General features: G+C 46.7%; 16 protein-coding genes. 5 read left to right on the top strand and 11 right to left on the bottom strand.

The window, feature by feature from the left end; all coding sequences use genetic code 11:
- Window positions 1–308 precede the first annotated feature (308 nt).
- Window positions 309–1,535 carry a transposase gene (locus NDI48_31925; protein ID MEP0835780.1) on the top strand — a complete coding sequence of 409 codons (1,227 nt, stop codon included), beginning with the start codon at window positions 309–311 and terminating at the stop codon, window positions 1,533–1,535.
- A gap of 43 nt (window positions 1,536–1,578) precedes the next feature.
- Entirely contained in the window at window positions 1,579–2,592 is a 1,014-nt protein-coding gene (locus NDI48_31920; protein ID MEP0835779.1) for a Type 1 glutamine amidotransferase-like domain-containing protein, read from the top strand.
- Between the two features lie 133 nt (window positions 2,593–2,725).
- Here the strand turns inward: NDI48_31920 and NDI48_31915 are convergent, their stop codons facing one another.
- From NDI48_31915 to NDI48_31900, 4 genes are all read right to left on the bottom strand, one after another.
- Window positions 2,726–3,088 (bottom strand): HPP family protein, encoded by a 363-nt coding sequence (locus NDI48_31915; GenBank protein MEP0835778.1) that lies wholly within the window; start codon window positions 3,086–3,088, stop codon window positions 2,726–2,728.
- 646 nt (window positions 3,089–3,734) lie between these two features.
- Complete coding sequence (locus NDI48_31910) at window positions 3,735–4,982, bottom strand: hypothetical protein (GenBank protein ID MEP0835777.1); 1,248 nt, start codon at window positions 4,980–4,982, stop codon at window positions 3,735–3,737.
- The gene (locus NDI48_31905; GenBank protein ID MEP0835776.1) at window positions 4,969–5,286 is read right to left on the bottom strand and encodes a hypothetical protein; all 318 of its coding nucleotides are present in this window, start codon (window positions 5,284–5,286) and stop codon (window positions 4,969–4,971) included. Before NDI48_31905 ends, NDI48_31910 begins: the two co-directional genes overlap by 14 nt.
- Window positions 5,287–5,820: 534 nt before the next feature.
- The gene (locus NDI48_31900; protein MEP0835775.1) at window positions 5,821–7,284 is read right to left on the bottom strand and encodes a FecR domain-containing protein; all 1,464 of its coding nucleotides are present in this window, start codon (window positions 7,282–7,284) and stop codon (window positions 5,821–5,823) included.
- Between the two features lie 391 nt (window positions 7,285–7,675).
- Here NDI48_31900 and NDI48_31895 point away from each other — a divergent pair, with 391 nt between their 5' ends.
- Window positions 7,676–9,430 carry a hypothetical protein gene (locus tag NDI48_31895; GenBank protein MEP0835774.1) on the top strand — a complete coding sequence of 585 codons (1,755 nt, stop codon included), beginning with the start codon at window positions 7,676–7,678 and terminating at the stop codon, window positions 9,428–9,430.
- Between the two features lie 2 nt (window positions 9,431–9,432).
- On the opposite strand, the gene NDI48_31890 is transcribed toward NDI48_31895, so the two are convergent.
- The gene (locus NDI48_31890; protein MEP0835773.1) at window positions 9,433–9,864 is read right to left on the bottom strand and encodes a hypothetical protein; all 432 of its coding nucleotides are present in this window, start codon (window positions 9,862–9,864) and stop codon (window positions 9,433–9,435) included.
- A 198-nt stretch (window positions 9,865–10,062) separates the two neighbouring features.
- Here NDI48_31890 and NDI48_31885 point away from each other — a divergent pair, with 198 nt between their 5' ends.
- Window positions 10,063–10,911 (top strand): alpha/beta fold hydrolase, encoded by an 849-nt coding sequence (locus NDI48_31885; protein MEP0835772.1) that lies wholly within the window; start codon window positions 10,063–10,065, stop codon window positions 10,909–10,911.
- A 182-nt stretch (window positions 10,912–11,093) separates the two neighbouring features.
- Here NDI48_31885 and NDI48_31880 read toward each other — a convergent pair whose 3' ends face one another.
- From NDI48_31880 to ispG, 6 genes are all read right to left on the bottom strand, one after another.
- Window positions 11,094–11,447: a hypothetical protein gene (locus NDI48_31880; GenBank protein MEP0835771.1), complete on the bottom strand. Its 354-nt coding sequence runs from the start codon at window positions 11,445–11,447 to the stop codon at window positions 11,094–11,096.
- A gap of 59 nt (window positions 11,448–11,506) precedes the next feature.
- Complete coding sequence (locus NDI48_31875; protein MEP0835770.1) at window positions 11,507–13,036, bottom strand: hypothetical protein; 1,530 nt, start codon at window positions 13,034–13,036, stop codon at window positions 11,507–11,509.
- Window positions 13,037–13,077: 41 nt separating this feature from the next.
- On the bottom strand, window positions 13,078–13,857 hold the full coding sequence (locus NDI48_31870; GenBank protein MEP0835769.1) for a protein phosphatase 2C domain-containing protein: 780 nt from the start codon (window positions 13,855–13,857) through the stop codon (window positions 13,078–13,080).
- Between the two features lie 17 nt (window positions 13,858–13,874).
- Window positions 13,875–14,531, bottom strand: coding sequence for a VWA domain-containing protein (locus tag NDI48_31865; protein MEP0835768.1), 657 nt, complete (start codon window positions 14,529–14,531; stop codon window positions 13,875–13,877).
- Between the two features lie 116 nt (window positions 14,532–14,647).
- Window positions 14,648–16,576, bottom strand: a complete 1,929-nt coding sequence (locus tag NDI48_31860) for an amino acid transporter (protein MEP0835767.1) — start codon at window positions 16,574–16,576, stop codon at window positions 14,648–14,650.
- Between the two features lie 197 nt (window positions 16,577–16,773).
- Window positions 16,774–17,991: a (E)-4-hydroxy-3-methylbut-2-enyl-diphosphate synthase gene (gene ispG / locus NDI48_31855; GenBank protein MEP0835766.1), complete on the bottom strand. Its 1,218-nt coding sequence runs from the start codon at window positions 17,989–17,991 to the stop codon at window positions 16,774–16,776.
- A 431-nt stretch (window positions 17,992–18,422) separates the two neighbouring features.
- Here ispG and NDI48_31850 point away from each other — a divergent pair.
- The coding region (locus tag NDI48_31850; protein ID MEP0835765.1) for a PAS domain S-box protein at window positions 18,423–19,139 on the top strand (717 nt) is incomplete at its 3' end.

Raw genomic sequence — 19,139 nt, 5'->3', positions numbered from 1 at the left:
TAATGAGGTATGCGTGACAAGCACCAAACCATTGAGGAGCCGTGTGAAAAGAAATTTTCATGCACGGTTTTGAAGACCAGCGAGATTGGTGACAGTCTCGCTGAGTTTAATTCAGTCAATAGATGTATTGGATAGACGATCAATCCACTCTTCTACCATCTGAGTGATAGTTTTTTCTCTAGCACTAGCTATAGTCCTGAGTTTGTTGAGTCTTTTCTCGGATAGTCGAATATGCAGGTTCTTGCCCTTCATGTTGTGTTGTCAATGCGAACACAATGATGTTAACATAAGACTCAGGGAGGGCAACCATGAGAACAGCTTATCAGTACCGATTACGTCCAACAAAACAGCAAGTCACTGAAATTGATAGATGGTTGTCAATGCTTTGTAGCCAGTACAACTACTTGCTGGCTGATAGGTTTAATTGGTACGAGCAAAACCGTTCTCCTGTTAACGCTTGCCCCCTTGTTTGTCATCTACCAAAGTTGCGAGACAATCCAGACTATTACTCGCAAAAGAAGACGTTGCCTCAGCTTAAGAAAACTCATCCTTGGTATGCAGAGATTTATTCTCAAGTCCTTCAGGATGTTGTCAAACGGGTCAAGGTAACATTTGACCGATTTCTTAAAGGAGATAGCAACGGTAAACGTAGCGGCAAGCCACGTTTCAAGGCGCGTAACCGTTACCGCACCTTTACTTATCCCCAGATGAAGGACGGGTGTTTGCAAGGCAATCTAATCAACTTGCCTATGTTCGGCAAAGTTAAAGTTATCTTGCATCGTCCTATAAGTGATGGGTTTAAGGTCAAAACAGCTTCTGTTACGAAAAAAGCTGACGGGTATTACGTTACACTTTCCTTAGAAGACGAGACAGTTCCTGAAATCAAGCCAGACTTCAACCCAGATAAAATCACTGGGGTTGATGTTGGTTTGAAAGAATTTTTAACAACTTCTGAAGGTGAAACTGTTGTCATCCCTCAACACTACCGCAAATCTCAGAAGCGTCTACGGGTTATCCAAAAACGGATATCACGTAGAAAAAAGGGAAGTAATGGCAGGCTTAAAGCCATCAAGCAACTAGGAAAACAACACAAGAAAGTCGCAGACAAACGGAAAGATTTTCATTTTAAGACAGCTAATTGGCTGTTATCAAAATATGATGTAGTTGCTCACGAAGATTTGAACGTAAAGGGTCTTGCTCGAACAAGATTGGCTAAATCTGTTTTGGACGCAGGTTGGTCTAGCTTTCTGTCGATACTAACAAACAAAGCCGAAAATGCTGGTTTGTTGGTTGTCCCAGTAAGTGCCCATAAAACTACACAGGATTGCTCCAATTGTGGCGAAAAAGTGCCAAAGAAGCTGCATGTTCGTTGGCATTGTTGTTCATGCGGATGTGAACTAGACCGTGACCATAACGCAGCGATTAACGTAAAAAATAGAGCCGAGGGGCATCCGGTTCTTAAAGCACAACGCCTCCTAAGCGATAGCCGGATTGGTTGTGAAGCCTACACCATACCTATACTCAGGTTGGTGTAGGAGATGTCACGGTACATAATCTATGGCCAATTCATTCAGAGGTATGAATTCATCAGTGCCCAAAAACACCCTGGCAATCGCCTTGATCATGGCAGTTGCTCTGATTATGAGTATGGCAGTCTTAGTTTTACCTGCCGCTGCCAAGGTCACGCACTATATACAAGGAAATGTTGCCGATGTCAATCCTCCTTTGACGGGCCCAGCCTTTGATTTGGGCGGGGGTGGCCCTGATGTCGATGAAGCACTGCAATGGATGATCGACCAAGTTCGAGGGTGTACTGACTGTTCGACCAAGGTGGATGTTGTGGTGATTCGGTCTTCCGGGGGGGCGGGGTACAATGAGGCGATTTCGGCGATGAATGGCGTGGACTCCGTAGAAACCCTGGTTCTCCCTAACCGAGAGGATGCCAACCGTACCGATGTGGCGGACATGATTCGCAATGCCGAAGTGGTCTTCTTTGCAGGGGGTGACCAATGCCAATACACCCGGAACTTCCGCAGAACAGGGGTGGAAACGGCGGTTAAATCCGTCTATGCCAAGGGAGGGGCAATTGGTGGAACGAGTGCAGGGGCGATGATTCAAAGTGAGTTTGTCTACAACGCCTGTTCGGATACGGTTGAGTCTCGTGAGGCACTCGAAGACCCCTATGAGGATGTTCTTTTTACTTACAACTTATTCAACTGGGGGAATTTGCCAGAGACGATCGCAGACACGCACTTCGTCAAGCGCGATCGCATGGGTCGTACTATGACTTTTATTGCTCGTCAAATTAGGGATGGGATAGCTGATAGTGTGCTGGCGATCGCAGTGGATGAGGGTACGTCAGTGGTGGTCGATCAAACAGGTCTCGCACGAGTGATGGGACAGGGGCCAGCTTATTTTATTCTGGGTGACCACATGCCAGAAGTTTGTGAACCCCAAACGTCTCTGACCTTTTCCGACTACAAGATTTGGAAAGTCAAAAAGGGGAGTACATTCGACCTGAAAAATAAACCCCAGACGGGCTACTATTTGAGAAGTGTGAAAAACGGAAAACTTGACTCCCTTCCTTACTAAGCTTTCCCTCATTTAACGAGCCTGTAGCTGAGTCGGACATGAATCTCTTTCAAAAAATCACGAAAGTTACTTAATGAAGCTGATCGAAGAGTTGAGTTCTTGATCTAGCTTTATTTATATAGCTCAGGAATTTTCATAGCCAATGCTTGGGATAAGTTCTTTCTTCGGCTAAATTATTAAAAACTACAGCGCATAGAACCAGAATTATAGAACCTTCCAGAGTAGGGGTTAGTAGAAAGTGCCAAGGTGCCTTTGTCATCATCACCACTAAAGCAACAGCTCCCGAAGGAGGATGTAATGTTCGCGTTAGTTGCATTAGCCCAATCGCTGTTGCCACCGCTAATCCCATCGTCCAAGGTTCTGCACCGAACAGATGCAGAATTATGAGGCTAACGAAGGCTGCGACAAGATTACCACCGATCACATTTCGGGGTTGGGCTAAAGGACTGTCAGGTACGCCAAAGATTAATACGCTAGTGGCACCAAAGGGAGCCATAAGCAGGGGAGAATTTGTTTTCGTGCTTAGGTAAGCCGTTGCTGCTATGGCCAGGAAACTACCGAACCAACTCCAAAAGATATGTCTGTGATGAGGTCTATTGATCGGACAGGTTAGAGGACATGAACGCCAAGTCCCGCATATCTTGAACCAGTAATTTTGCCATCTTAACTGAAGGCTTTCGTAATTCAAACGAGGTAGATTGCTGGAATTAATTCGCTTTTTCGGTAAATAGCTTTTCATAAATCTCTGCAACAACCACAAAAAACAGATGGTGGGCTTAGGTAAATAGCTCGTGCCAATGGAAAAACTCGCGATTCATCAAAATGTCATCAATCCATGACATATAGTTTTAAACATATCTTTTTACTTTTGTAAATAAAAGTTCAATTGGATAGGAATAATTAATTGCTTAAATAAGATAAACTGATGATTAAACTATCTCTCTTGTGTAATCCTGGAAAATTAGACGCCTTTAAGTCAAGGCAACCAACGAAAAATCAAGGTTTCACCCCAGTTTGGCCAAAAAGAGGTAGGGTGCGTTAACGCCATGTAACGCACCCTACAGATTTAAGATTTACTTGAGCCATCAGCTCTAACTTCAGCTTTCTGTGGAAAATTCCTCTGGATCGGTTCCCCAATTCATCTAACGAATCGCCTCACGCGCCGATCGCATTGTCGGTGGCACTCGCATCGCGTGAACATAGCCAGTGCTAGGACATGCCATTTTTAATAAATAGATCGGCTCGACATCAACTTCGCTATCGATTTTTAAGAAGGTATATTCTCGCCAAGAATCGAGTTCAGTTGTTTGCAATTCTTGGCAAATTCGCGAGTAGCCAATTCCCTGAATCAGTACCCGACGCAATTCAGCATTGTGTTCTTCTAACAGCCATCGCGCTTGCCAGTGGTGTGGCTGAACCCAATATTGTTCCGGCAAGCTGACGCCGCGATAGTAGTACAACCGATAGCCATCGGCAAACTCAATGGCAGGTTCACCTTCGGCATGGAGACGATGTTCATTGTCAAACGAAACTTTAGTCGGGCGATCGCAAATGATGCAAGTGTTTTCAAACGGGAAAACACAGCCACACTCCGACAGAAGAGACTGATAAGCCTGCCATTGCGGCAAATCGTGATCGCAATTTAAGACAGAAATACAAAAATCAAGCAGAGCAATCGAGGAAGCCTCTAAACTGGGGAGTAACAGACCATAATACGCAAACCCCACTACATCGAGCATCTGAAGAAAGGGGTTCTGCTGTAACTGCTGTTGCCCCCATTTGACAAAGGGTTGATTGGCTAAATTTTGCCACACAGATTCCCCAATATTTTGCCACAGGGAATCCCCCATTTCCACCAACAATTGCCCTCCCGGTGCTTGAAGGAGTTGGTTTCGGAGTTCCTCCTGCTGTTGCTCCCACTCTTGTCTTACCCATTGCTCTCGCAACTGCGCCAGTAGTTCCAAGTGTTGGTTCGAGAACTGCGCCTGAGATTGCCACATCAGTATCGTTCGCAGTTGAAACAGATTCTGCAATGCTTGGCTCGATACTTGGATTTGCAATTGATGCCACAGTGATTCTTCTAACTGCTTCCCTATCTGTTCCTGAAGTTGGCTAGCAAATGGCATCAGTAGAGGTACGCCTAGTTGTTGCGCCGTCTGTCGAGGATATTTTGGCTCAAAAATCGCCAACCTAGCGGCATTAGGACTACTGAAAAAGCGAATAACAGGCTCTGGTTTGCCCATTGCCGCATAGGCAGTTTTTACAGCCGCTTCCGCCTTTTGGTAATCACTCGGTTCTGTTGAGCAGAATACCCGTGTCCACTTTTCTAGGATGGAGGGAATGACAGCTTCTTGTTCAGGCGTTAGCTGGGCAATTTTAGTCGGCGACATATCTCCATCCCTCAGGCTCATATTCGCGCTGAATCCGCACCATCCAGCTACCTTGAGGAATTTGAATAGCTTTATGTTCTTCGTGAGTTAATGTCGCTGTTTCTGAAACGACTCGTAGATAGAGGGTGCCATCTTTTTCATATAACTCAGCTTGTCCCTCACTAATGCGGTGGGAGTGTCCGGTTACTTCGCCTTCAGCCAGGGTGAGATGAGGTAGCCTTTTCCCTAATTGCTCCAAAGCTGCTGTGCGATCGGTTTGTTTTATAGAAAGTAAAATTACGTCGCCTTGTCGAATCGGTTGCATTGTTTTTCCTCCAGATTTTATTCTGTTTTAACACCTTGACGGGCTGGCATTAACGCCTAGATTCCTCAGGTTAGGAATTCTTCATCAATAAGGCTTTTTCAGACGCATCTTATCTATTCTTAGTCTTAGTCTTAGTGATATTACTTTTACTGATTGTTCTGTATGGTGAAAAAATTATACCCAACGGCAAAGAGTAAAGTTTGATTTTTTACCTTACCCTTCATTTTTTATGATTTGACGAAAAAAGGCAGAGGACAGAAGGCTCTTATGCTTTTATGAATGCCTTCGACATGAACCCACGACTCTCCCTTGTGTAAGGCTATCAAGCCAAGAGTGAACAATGTTCACTGGCTCGGAGTTTAGGAGGGGTTTGAATCCCATAAGAGAACAAAACATGAAAGCCTTCTGCCTCCTCGTATGATCTCCCGTGCCTTCTGCCTTCTTCAAGAATCTTACGGTGTGAGTGCTGGGGGAATGGTCAGGTTATTGACTATATCCTTGACTTGGTTCCTGGTATTGTCACCACGGGGGAAGTTACCTCCCGTTGCCGTTGCCACCACGAGGGACAATACCGTTGCCGTTGCCACCACGAGGGACAATACCGTTGCCGTTGCCACCACCAGGGAAGTTACCGTTGGTATTGCCACCACCAGGGAAAATACCGTTGGTATTGCCACCACCAGGGAAAATACCGTTGGTATTGCCACCACCAGGAAAGTTACCATTGGTATTGCCACCACCAGGGACAATATTGTTGATATTGCCACCACCAGGGACAATATTGTTGATATTGCCACCACCAGGGACAATATTGTTGATATTGCCACCACCGGGGACAATATTGTTGATATTGCCACCACCGGGGACAATATTGTTGATATTGCCACCACCGGGGAAGTTCCCACCCGTATTGCCACCACCAGGGAAAATACCGTTGGTATTGCCACCACCGGGGAAGTTCCCACCCGTATTGCCACCACCGGGGAAGTTCCCACCCGTATTGCCACCACCGGGGAAGTTCCCACCCGTATTGCCACCACCGGGGAAGTTCCCTCCTAGACCTGGCGGGTTAGGATTTTGGGGAGATACTTGAGAGTCTCGAATTTGTCTTACATCCAAGATTGTCCTGACATCTATCCCATTTCTGCTCGTGTTTCCAGGTAGGTCAAGATTTTGCGGTCTAGAATTTGGAGTCTCGTCAGTGATGAGGCGATCCACACTCGGAAAGCCTTGTGATGGACTAACCGCAAGCTGAACAAAGCTCGGATTTTCAATCACTTGTTGACCCGTTACAGGTGACTGAGCTTGAAGCGCGTCAAACGTTTCAGTTTGTACTTGCGCGATCGCTTCATCCACACTTGGGGTCGATTCTGACTTCATCAGATTTAGCCCTGAGGCTAAATCACTGGTTTGGTAAAACGTCCTCAGATCAAATTCGTAAATCTTCTCAATTCGATCCTTAACAATCACAGCCATATTGCCAGCTTTTAATTCTTGGCGTTGAGACGCCCCCTCATTAAAAACCTCAATGCCGCTATTGGTTAGCGCTCCTACAATCGTGGTATCGGTTTCGGGAATATACCGGACAAATAGTGCTGACCCCCGAATCCCTGCTGCCGCATTGGGTGTACGCACACGAGTTTGACCACGCCCTGGGGGAATTAACACCAGTGCAGTACCATTGGACAGCGCCATGGTACGCGTACCGGGAGAAAATCTGAATACCGCTTGCTCTCCCAGGCGAGCCAGAGAGCCGTCATTGAAGCGGAGCTGAGCCGTTGATGCCTTGGCTGTAGCTAACGAATCTCCAGGGATGATTGCATCTGATGGGCGAGCAGGCCGAGCTGATTGATTTTTAGGAATCAATCGCACTTGATTTTTCAAAGATTCAATGACTGCCCTAGTTAAAGCCGTTTGGGCGAGCGCTTCCTGGGGCAGAAGTAGCGAACCAGAACTCCAGAGGGTGACGGCGAGTAAAAGAGCGATTTTGCGAAGCATTGGAGAGTACCAAGTGTAAAAGAAACGTCAAGTTTTTGGCTCAGCAGACCCACCAATTGATACAGAAGCCAAGGACTTCAATAATTTTTATCGGAACCGGATTGGAGATGAAAAACAGGCTTAACTATGAAGAATAAAGCTTACAAGGGATGAGCGGTGAGAAATTTTAACAATTTCACCCAATTTTCATAGTTAATCGTCCTTATCTTCATACTTCCTCTGTCTTTCGTCTTCCTATGACAGATCGTCGGTAAACAAAATAGAAGTTTAGGCGTCTATGTTTTAAATGACCGTAGATTTATAGATTTAGTTCCCTGACCCAGCCCTGCTTTCTTGGGAAGTCTTAGTTATCTACCAAAATACATACTCAAAACAGAGAATTTATTCGATTATGAGTCGCCAAGTTTCTTCTCAACATCGGGTTTTCCAACTACAACCTCAGCATGAGGGATTTTTCCCACCCAAATGCCAAAAATCCCGCTTAGAAATTTTGGGAAGTCTAGTTTTTTGGCTTGGTCTTACCTTAGCAAAGCCCGCTTGGTCTACGTCCCCTGTCGGAACTGCGCCTCTTCCAGTCTCGAACACGAACCAAAAAGAACCGATAGGGTTCACAGCCCCCTCTAAAGACGCTGATGCTATCCCAGCTCATCCAGAAGTAATACCACCCGATGTGACAGGAGACACGGTGAAGGAATGGGCACAACCCCTGCCACAGGCAGCCAAACAGTCGCCACTAGGGGAGATGGGGAGAGAAGACATAGGGATTTCCCCAGGCAATCTGTTTGCGTCACGGCGTCTTCCCCTCTCTGCCTATTCCCAATCCCAATCGCCGCTCATTCCTGCGACGGGTTCCGAGTTTTCCAATTCTCCATCCTCTATTGCTTCCTCGGCATCACGTACCCTATCTCTATCCCTTGACTCTCCAAAAAGTCCTCCTGATCAGTCAGCTTCTCATCCAGTCTCTAGTCTTATCTCCACTAGAGGGCAAGAGGGACAGAGGGAGAAGTCCTCTACTCAAGCTCAAGATGGGGAACAACCCTTCACTCCCGGACTCACTCCCCTTGAGTTATCACCTTCTGTTCGCGTCACTCCCTCTTGTTCACTCACGCAAGAGCTGAGACTGACTCCAGAACAAAAGCTGCCGTGCAATTCTACGCCAAGCTTAGTGGCAGATGCTGAAAATGCTCCCAACTTTGGAGTTGAAGTTCAACCGTCTGCCAGCGAGAATAGTTCAGAATCACAACGGCCTGGGAGTAGTGAAGACCCCGAACTGGGAAAACTGCGCTTACAGGAGTTAGCTGAAAATGCTCCCAACTTTGAAGTTGAAGTCCAACCGTCTGCCAGCGAGAATAGTTCAGAATCACAACAGCCTGGGAGTAGTGAAGACCCCGAACTGGGAAAACTGCGCTTACGGGAGTTACCCGTACCCCCTCCTCCCTCTAAACCTGCGGTTTACCTTTTAGGGGGAGTTGGCTATTTCAGAAGCAATAATATTTTGTCCGGAATTGACCCAATCGATGATGGTTTGCTCAGAGCAGGACTGACGCTTTTGGCAACTCCCGCTCTGGGGCCAAACACTAATTTGTTGGCTTCGGTGGGAGGAAATATCAATCGCTACGGTGAGTTATCGGTGTATGACTATGATGAATTGAATTTCAACTTGGGAATTCGGCAGAAGATTGGGAGTCGCACCTATGGCCAATTGGGTTGGAGTAATCGACAGTTATTTAGTCAGGATAGTGGCGATCGCTTTTTCAATGATCACGCCCTTTACCTAGAACTCGGACGACGAGACGTGTTAGCGAAGCGGCTCACGCTAGATACCTTCTATCAATTGCGCGTGAGTTTGGCTAACCCCAGCGATCGCTCTCAGATAATTAACTATGTAGGTGCATCCCTGGGGTACACCCCTATTCCCCCGCTCGAAGTGGCTCTCGATTATCAGTTCACCTTCGCTGACTTCACCCAACAAGAACGACAAGATCAATACCACCAAATGCTTGCCCGGATGAGTTACACCCTGACTCCCAATAGCCGAGCTTACCTGTATGCAGGTCCCAGCTTTGGAGATTCTTCCCAACCGAACATTGATTTTGATGGCTTCGTTTTTGGGGCTGGGGTAAATTTCAATTTGACTTTATTTTGAAGTTAGCTGTTACCAATTTGTGACAAAATATTGATGGCTTCGCGGCAAAAGTACTTCAGCTTTTCCTGAACTTCCGGAACGGGTTCGCCCTCTCCCACAAATTGCCAATTTTGAATCGTCGAGCATCGCCACGCTTTGCCGCGATGGTCAAAACCGGCGGCTTCAATGCCAATGGCTCGTCGGCAGCCCATTATTGGGTCTTCGTACAGCCGAATTTGCACTAAGATGCTGCGGCATTGAAACTTTCGGCTCCAACCCGGTAAGTGGAAGCCGATATCAATCGAATCGGGATCGACGAGTTCTTGGGTATCCGGGTCATTTTGCCAGGGTTTCAAGTCAGCTCTGGCATCGGGAAACTCTGACTTAAACAAATTGACGATCGCGGCGATTTTAGTCGTAAATTCTAAGCTTCTGGCTTGTTCAACGGCATTCATGCCCATTCTCCTCAAGTTAACGGCTATTCCAAGAATGCTTAATTATTAAGACAATTTAAGTCAACTAAGCTCCATTCTTGAGCAAGATTTTGGATATGTTATGATTCCTTGACAATTCAGCCCCACAGGAGTGGAGCTTGCTCTGACGTCCCACTGGAGGGTAAGCTCAAACCACAATCGACGGTGTAGGAAAGCCAAGTGTCTATAAGTGAACAATCAATCGAAGTCGGTTCGCTGAAGTGGTTCTATCGGGAAGCGAACCCCATTGGCAGAAGTGAAGCATTACCCGTGCTACTGCTTCATGGGTTGCCCTCCCACAGTTATTGCTGGACATCGCTGATGCCCGATTTAGCAGAAAAAGGGTTGAGAGCGATCGCACCTGACTGGATTGGTTCGGGTTTATCTGCAAAACCTGACAAGCGAGACTTTGCTTATACCCCCGATGCCTTTATTAATGCCTTGAGAGAGTTTCTCAAAGCGCTGGAAATTGAGCGATTTCATTTGGTGGTTCAAGGATTTCTCGCCTCCGTTGGCCTTCAGTACGCCCTACGTTACCCTGAACAAATTGAACGCCTAGCGATTCTCAATACACCCTTGTCATCTGATGCCAAGTTGCCCTGGGCAATGCAACAGTGGGGATTTCCCTTTGTGGGAGATATGTTAACCCAAGACCCGTTATTAGTTGACCGAACCTTGGAGGGGGGGAGTCGTTACCGAATTTCAGACAAGGATTTAGACATTTATCGTAAACCCTTCCTCAAGAGTTCTGATCCGGGGCGGAGTCTGGTGGCAACGATTAAAAATATTCAATGGAAGTCATCCATGGCAGAAATTGAATCCGGATTTGGCAACTGGAAACAACCCACTCTAATTGTTTGGGGCATGAAAGACCCCTGGCTTCCCTTTGAGCTTGCACAACAGTTTGCTAAGGGTATTAAGAATGTGGAACTTGTTCAGCTTGAGGAAAGTGGGCATTATCCTCAAGACCATTGGTCGGAAAAAATTAGTGAATCCCTGCTGCTTTTTTTAAGACGCCAAGCGTTGTGAGGTTAGGTTGGGTGCGTTATAGCAAAAGGCAGAGGGCTTTTATGCAGAAGGGATGCATATTGACGGATCTTGGTATCACCCTTTGGCGAGAGTCAAGAGTTGCCTTGGCGACTGCTATACAAACAGAGCTAACGCGCCCAATCATCTTTTCGCTCATCTTTAGCTGGGAAGTATTAAATGCGTTATTGAGATTGCCATTTAGAATAAGCCACAATTTGCAGCATAAAAAATACAGCAGCCGCTACTAAATATACCTTATACACTTGCGACGAATGCCCCGTGCGCTTCAATCCCTGACTGAGTCCTAAACTTCCACCGAAAAAACAACCTAACAATAACCAACCGATGGCTGGGTTTTTAATCCCTATGATTGTAAAAACATTAGCCAGGGAATCAATTAACAATATAAAAGTTGTTCCAATTGCTGCAAAAATATTGACTATCCAGAAAGCAATAGTCCCAATTGACCAAATGAATAAAATGAGTAATAGAGTTAAAAGCCCACATCCATCGCCTCTATTATTGGCCTGGTTCATGATACACACTATTAATCAGAAAAATACCATAGAAATGAGATAAATTTCATTTCATTGAATTATCGACGCCAACGCATGGCGACAATAACAAATCCCATAAGAAACCCTACGATAAATGTACCCACTCCCCCCGACACCCACTGGACGGGTTGAATAACATCCAACAGATTTTCTGGGGGAATTCGGATAAAAGGAAATTGCATGACTTCGGGGGGATAATGCAAAACCCAATCATTGAACGTTTCTGATGTATCCCCCAAAAAAGTCCGGATTAGCCATAAAATCCCGCCCGTAACCAGACTTGTGCCAGTCGTCCATCCGATAATTGCACGAGTCCCTGATGGTATGGATGTAACAGAACGCTGGGGAAATTTGGAAGAAGAAACTTTTTTCGGTGGTGTAAAAAAGGGTGGCAATCCAACCGAAGACTGAGCAAATTTAGAGGAGGAAATTTTTTTCGGTCGTGTAATAACGGGTGCAGCGGTGACACCTGGATGGGTATAAGTAGCCGGAGAAACTGGCGGCGGGGGTAATGTACGCGGTAGCGTTGAGTGTGGCTGGATTTTAGGAATTGGGGGTGCAAATATATCAAGACCTTTATGAAGTTTGCGATCGCACCAGTAGCACTTGCCATAAATTGTGCTGTAGTAGTGGCTGTCTAGCTTTCCACAAACGGTTAAGTGTTCGACAGCGACGGAGAGTGCCTTACGCCATTCCCTAGCGGTTGGACGTAAAGACGGGTTGGTATGTCCTTCATTAAAACATCGAAGAAAACATCGTTGAATTTCTGGATGAACAATCTCTAAGGGAATTGTAAATGGCCCTGGTTCGATTAAACTGTTGGAGGCATAAGGCCAAAACCCGCGACGGAGTAATTCAGTGGGGTCTGGTGAGTCTCCCGTTCCGATCCATTTTCCTTTAAACGGTTTATCGCCAAATAGCAACAGATGAATAATGACGGCTAACCGAAAAGAGTCATGAATTTCGGTTTGATTCGTAGTCCGAAAATCCTTACCTAATAATTCAACGGGTGTAAAGCCTTCTGAACCCACTAAGCAGCGATAAACTTGACTCTTGTGAGGATGATACACCTGAAAAGAATCTGTATCGATAATAGAAGGCAAAGCTCGGTTATTCACTAAAATATTTTGCGGCTTAATATCACCTAAAACATAGCCCTCTGCATGAATGGCTTCGATAATAGAGGCAATATTGAGCGCTGTAATATGAAGGAATTTCCAATCCACTTCCAACTTAAGCTGTTGGCGGCGTTTTGAGCTATAAACATCCAGCAGTTCCTTTGCTCCTGCGATCGCAGGCATTAAGAAACCTAAAATAGTACCATTGCGATCTTTGAGCAATTCCTCAGGCCAAGCCAAAGAAACATGATTGAGATGAGCATTTGGATCTTTGGGGGGATGCGCCACCATCACCTTGAGTTTTTCAACTCGCTCATCTTCAAAGGAGTGATAAAGTTTGCCTAGATAGCCACTGCGCTCGGTTTGCCAAACGGCTCCCTCACCACTGCTAGCAATCTGCTTCGTTAGGCAAATGGGTTTACCCGTACTGACGCAGGTGAGGATTCTCATAATTCAATCAAACGTCAAAAATTAAAAATGGACATCGTAGTTTAATTTTGAGCGTAGAGGCACAACAACAACGTTTTATCGTCGTCTGTTCGAGCATTTAGTCGTTCAGAGTTTAGGAAAGTCTTAATGTATTCATCCTCTTGTTCGGGATGAAGAGTTTCCCACAGATACTCTTCTAACGGTTTAAAAAAAGGCAAGAAAGGAGTCCAATCACTCATGCGAATGGCGACCCTCTCTAGTCCATCGGTTGCGGCACAGATAAACTTATGTTGGCCTAAGAGGACATCAACTTGCATCTCATCTAAAGCATGGGTTGATGTTACGAAGGTAGTTTGATTAACAAATTCACCCTTGTCCGGCTGGAAAAGTAATTGGTATGCTTCGCCCTGTAAACCAACCACGATAAATCCATCCCCAATTTGCATAGCCGCCAGCCAATCAGGAGTCGCCACAACTACTAAAAGTGTACAAGCTAAGTCAGCGATCGCATAATTTTCATGGATGGCTTTTTCTTCTAATGTCGCGACGACCTCTACCACAATTTTAGAAAAGAGTTTTCTCGCTTCCTGCTCATTGAGAGGATTGGAAATATTTTCCTTGGGTTGGGGAGAGTTCGCAATCTCCCTAACAATTGTCATCACCGTTTCTACAGCTAATTTAGCGCCAACATCCGCATATTTAGCGCTACCAGCCCCATCCGCAACGGCTCCAACTATTACATTATGATTCAGAATGCAATAATTACCGTAATCTTGGCAGGGTTGCTGCTGTTTTTGATGACGAGTTCCTACAGAGGAACGAACAACGGCTCTCCAAGCCATGCCAACTCCTCTAGACTCTAAGTGTTAATTTGACCCCAGCCTACGGGGGGAAGCGGTACTGCCTCCCCAATTTTGCCACTAGAAACCCGCTTCATTGAAGTACTTAACCAGACAAATAAAGAACTAAAATCCAGACCCTTCAAGGTTACGGGTGGACGTTCAGGCGGAGTAATTTGTTGGAGAGTATTGAGATCTGCACCCTCAACAGCCACCGCAAAAAACGAGAATTTTCCCTGACTCTCTCCCTCCCGCACCCGTTGTGCGGCACGCTGCCAACTATCCGTCGGTGCCCCATCGGTAATTAAAAATACCCAAGGGCGATAATACTGAATGCCGTTTTCTTTGTAAGTCGCCTTACGAGTTTCCAGCAAATCTAACGCATAGTCAATTGCTTGACCCATGGGAGTCACACCATCGGCAGTTAACGGGGGGGGGATGAAAGAGTCAACCGTCACAAAATCTTGAAGTAACTTCACCGGCCCAAAGCTGACAATCGCCACCTCTGCACTCAGGGAAGCTTGTGTGTCTTTGAGTAAATCTTCCTTAAAAAGACCCATGCCTCGATTCAATTCTTGGATGGGTTGACCTGCCATGGAAGCAGAGGTATCGAGGAGGAGAATTACAGGGCAGCGATTTTCTGGGTTTTCGGCAAATTCCGGTAATCCTACGGGCATCTAACGCTCCTAGAAATTCTTGATTGAATCAACTACTTTCTAATCTAAGGTGGCGAATGCCCTTCGTACTACTCGACTACTATATTTGAACACAACTTTGTATTAGTCCCATTTCCTTACCCCCCAACATGAATGGCAGGACGACGTTCCGGCTTCTTTTCCGCCTTACGCAGTACTTCGCGGGTAACCACAGCAATATCACCCTCACCAAATAAGATAAAGCGGAGTAAGTATTGGATGGGGTTGCCTTCTACCCAGCCAAAATAAGCATGGGGAATCTTACCCGTCTGGTCTCGGATATACAGAAGTAAGGCCGCGATCGCATTCGGTACCGCTGCACTCTCGGCACGTAGAATATGATACCCCTCCACATCCACGCCTTTGACTCGGATGATGCCTGCAAACTCCGAAGCATCAGCCACCTGAATCTCTAGAAAGAGAATGGGGTCGGTCGGTGGAATATGATGGTCTTCCCGCACCTGTTGCTCTTTTAAAACATACTCTCGCACATGGCCTGTATTTCTGCGATTAGCAATCAGTCGTACCGTGCCCTGGCTCTCTTGAGCAATGAATTCACGAGCCGTTTCATCAATTTCGATCCGCTCAACTCGAAGTTCAGTAGACCGCCACACGCGTGAAATCAGCGAGGTGATAATAATGGTACCAATAAAGAACGTAGCGATCCGAATCCCTTCGGGTCTCTCAATGATATTGACAATAGTGGTGTAGATAAACAACAGCGTGATGATTGCAAAGGTGATCGTTCCTGCCTTAGATCTCTGGCGGTGGGCTGATAGAGTCACAGCAATTGCAGCGGAAGACATGAGCACAAGTACGCCCGTTGCGTAAGCCCCACCCTGAGCTTCCACATTAGCCTTGAAGATAATTGTGACAACAAAGGCAATTACTGTATAAACTAATACCAAAGGTCGCGTGGCTCGTGCCCAATTCGGTGCCATCCCGTAACGCGGCAGGTAGCGAGGCACGATATTGAGCAGTCCTGCCATGGCTGACGCGCCTGCAAACCACAGAATACTGATGGTGCTTAGGTCGTAAAGAGTGCCAAAGCCATTGCCGAGATACTGATGAGCCAGATAGGCAAGGGCACGTCCATTGGCTTTACCCCCGGTTTGAAATTCTGCGGCTGGAATCAGCAGTATAGTGACTAAGCTACTGGTGAGCAAAAAGAAGCTCATGATCACAGCCGCAGTAGCCAGCAGGTTGTGTGTATTGCGAATACGCCCCCTAGGCTGTTCATGGGTATCGCTGCTGCTGCCCCGCACGAGGGGCATAACTGCCACGCCAGTTTCAAAACCTGACAATCCCAATGCCAGCTTTGGGAATAGAAGGGCGGCTGCACCAATCATCAGCAAAGGGTTACTCTGTTGTGCGAAAAGTGCACTCTGCCAGTCAGCGATCGCAGATGGGTGATTCAAGATTTGAGAGAAACCGACACCAATAACAACGAGGTTTAACAGTAGATAGACTCCAACCAAAAAGACTGCAATACCGATCGCTTCTCGGAAACCTCTCAGGAAAACTGCCCCGAGCAAAGCTATCAGCACCAGGGTAATCGCGATCGCCTGATGGTGAAAGAAACTTGGTACGAGCGGATTTTCGACGATATGAGCAGTAGCATCAGCCGCCGAGAGGGTCATCGTGATAATAAAGTCGGTTGCCACAAATCCGAGTAGGCAAAGTACAAATAATTTACCTTGCCACCAAGGGAGCAAATGTTCGAGCATGGCAATAGACCCTTCACCCTGAGGACTTTGGGCAGCAACACGTCGGTAGATCGGCAATGCTCCAAACAGCGTCAGCAGAACCAAAATCAGGGTGGCAATCGGTGAAAGAGCACCTGCTGCCAAGGCGGCAATACCCGGTTGATAGCCCAGGGTAGAGAAATAATCTACACCCGTCAGGCACATAACCTGCCACCAAGAATGGGTGTGGTGATGCTGTGCCGGCTCACTTCGGTCTTCTTGTTCAAGAAACCAACGAATTAAATTTCTGTTGAGCCGTCTTCTTGAAAGAGATTTAGCCATCAAACACTACTCCTTTGGTATAGATGCCCTTTCGCACTGTCATCTGTTGCGTTCATCAGTTCTTTTTAAAGACTCTCCTTTTGGAGAACTGATAACGCACCAGCTTGAAGAAGAATTAAAGATTCAAAATTTTAAGATAAACAGTTAGGGTGGGCAATGCCCACCCTACCCGAAGAGAAGTTATCTTTAGATGTTTACTAAGGATCGACCCAACGACCATCCGCTTTGATTAAATTAATCAACTCCTCAACGCCTTGCTCTTCGGGCACTTTTTTAATCTCTTCCCGACCCCGATAAAGAGAGATATAACCTGCTTGCTTGCCCACATAACCATAGTCTGCATCTGCCATTTCACCGGGGCCATTCACAATGCAACCCATAACAGCAATATCTAAACCTGTTAAATGTTTGGTGGCTTCTCGGACTTTGTGCAATACCTCTTCTAAGTTAAACAAGGTACGACCACAAGACGGACAGGCGACGTATTCTACCATCGTCTTCCGTAGTCCCAAGGCTTGCAGAATGCTGTAACAAACGGGAATTTCTTTTTCAGGCGCTTCGGTGAGAGAGACGCGAATCGTATCGCCAATGCCATCCGCTAGCAGTGGCGCAAGACCGGCCGTAGACTTAATCCGCCCATACTCGCCATCCCCTGCTTCGGTGACACCCAGATGCAAGGGGTAATCCATCCCCAGTTCATCCATCCGCTTCACCATGAGGCGATAAGCGGCTACCATCACCGGTGCTCGTGAGGCTTTCAAAGAAATAACAATGTTGCGGAAGTCCAGAGATTCGCAGATGCGGATAAATTCCAGGGCAGATTCCACCATCCCTTCTGGCGTATCGCCATAGGTAAACAGCATCCGTTCAGCCAGGGAACCGTGATTTACCCCAATCCGCAACGCTTTACCCTGATCGCGTAGGGAAATAACCAGAGGTTCTAGGGTTTCGCGGATTTTTTCGCCAATTTCCTCAAATTCAGCTTGAGTGTACTCGTTTCGGTCAGCTTTTGGCTTCTCAAAGACATACAATCCTGGATTAATCCGCACCTTATCCACATGCTTCGCTACTTCCAGGGCAATTTTCAGGCCATTATGGTGAACATCCGCAACTAGGGGTACATCTTGGTAAGTTTGGATGAGTTTTTGCTTAATTTCTGCCAAGGCTTTGGCATGAGCCATACTGGGCACGGTGACGCGGACAATCTCGCAACCAATCTCATGCAAGCGGCGAATCGCGGCAACGGAACCTTCTACATCTAAGGTATCTTCATTAATCATTGACTGCACGACCACAGGAAAGCCACCGCCAATCGTGACGTTGCCCACCTTAACCGGACGGGTTTTGCGCCGATGAATGGTGGTGTCAAATTCGGGGGCTTTAGGTGCAGTTTGAGGCGTCGAAAGAGTTTGCATAAACTATTAGATGATTGGGAGTAGCGAGAATATCAGGTATTTCTCTCTATTCTCTTCTCAGAGTGCCACAGTTGTGATCGTTTGGGATTAGGGATAAATAAAGGTGCGATGCCTCCCGGCTCAATCTACTACCACAACCCATAAGCCAGGGGAAAACTATAGGAGATGAAACAGTCACACAACGAAGCTGTGGCTCAAAATTTATACATTGCTCCCTCACCCCATGTCCCCACAGAGTTTACAAGACATTAACCTATCTAAAGGATGATTGACACTGTAGCCCTCGAACCGCTCAAATCTATCTAAGGGGTATTTGATACTTTTTAAAGCGGATATATAAATCTCGGAGCATTTGCATACCTGTAGCGATCGCTCAACAGCTATCAGGACAAATGGCATCCGCTCCCCACTACCAATCAACCAAAAACAAGATGGTAACAGCGACACACTCCCAAGTTCAGCATTATGGCGTTGCTGTATTAGCCGTTGGCACAGCAGTGCTGCTGATGCTGTTGCTCAACTCTTGGGTCGCCATGTCGCAGTCTCCTTTCTTGATATTTTTTGGCGCAGTCATGGTGAGCGCCTGGTATGGCGGCATGGGAACAGGACTGTTTGCCACCTTCTTATCGGCTCTGCTGAGTACTTATTTATTCATTGCTCCACTCCATTGGGTCGCTCTCGATCTGAGCGACAGCCTGCGGTTAAGTTTGTTTGTACTCGAAGGGATACTCATCAGTGCCCTATGTGAGGCATTACGCACGACCAATCGGCAGCTTGAGGTAAGCGTGCGGAACCTGCGGGAGAGTGAGGGGCGGTATCGCCGCCTCATCGATACCGCCTACGAAGGCATTTGGACAGTGGATACTCAAGGACGGATAAATTACGTCAACCAGCGCATGGCTCAGATGCTGGGCTATAGCATCCAGGAAATACTGGGGCGTCTCGTTTCGGACTTTATGGATGAGGGAGCGCACGGCGAAGCCAAGCAGAACTGGGAACAACGCAAGCAGGAGGCAAAAGAGCAGTACGACTTTCGGTTTCGTCGCCAAAATGGGTCATTTGTATGGACAATTGTCTCAACGAGTCCCATCTTGAGCGAGACAGGGGAGTTTCAAGGTGCGATCGCAATGATGACCGATGTGAGCGCT

Origin of the sequence: Microcoleus sp. AS-A8 (assembly GCA_039962225.1) — a bacterium.
In the GTDB taxonomy this organism is placed as follows: domain Bacteria; phylum Cyanobacteriota; class Cyanobacteriia; order Cyanobacteriales; family Coleofasciculaceae; genus Allocoleopsis.
Note: the sequence above shows the minus strand (reverse complement) of the source record. Positions and strands in the feature narration are given on the sequence as shown.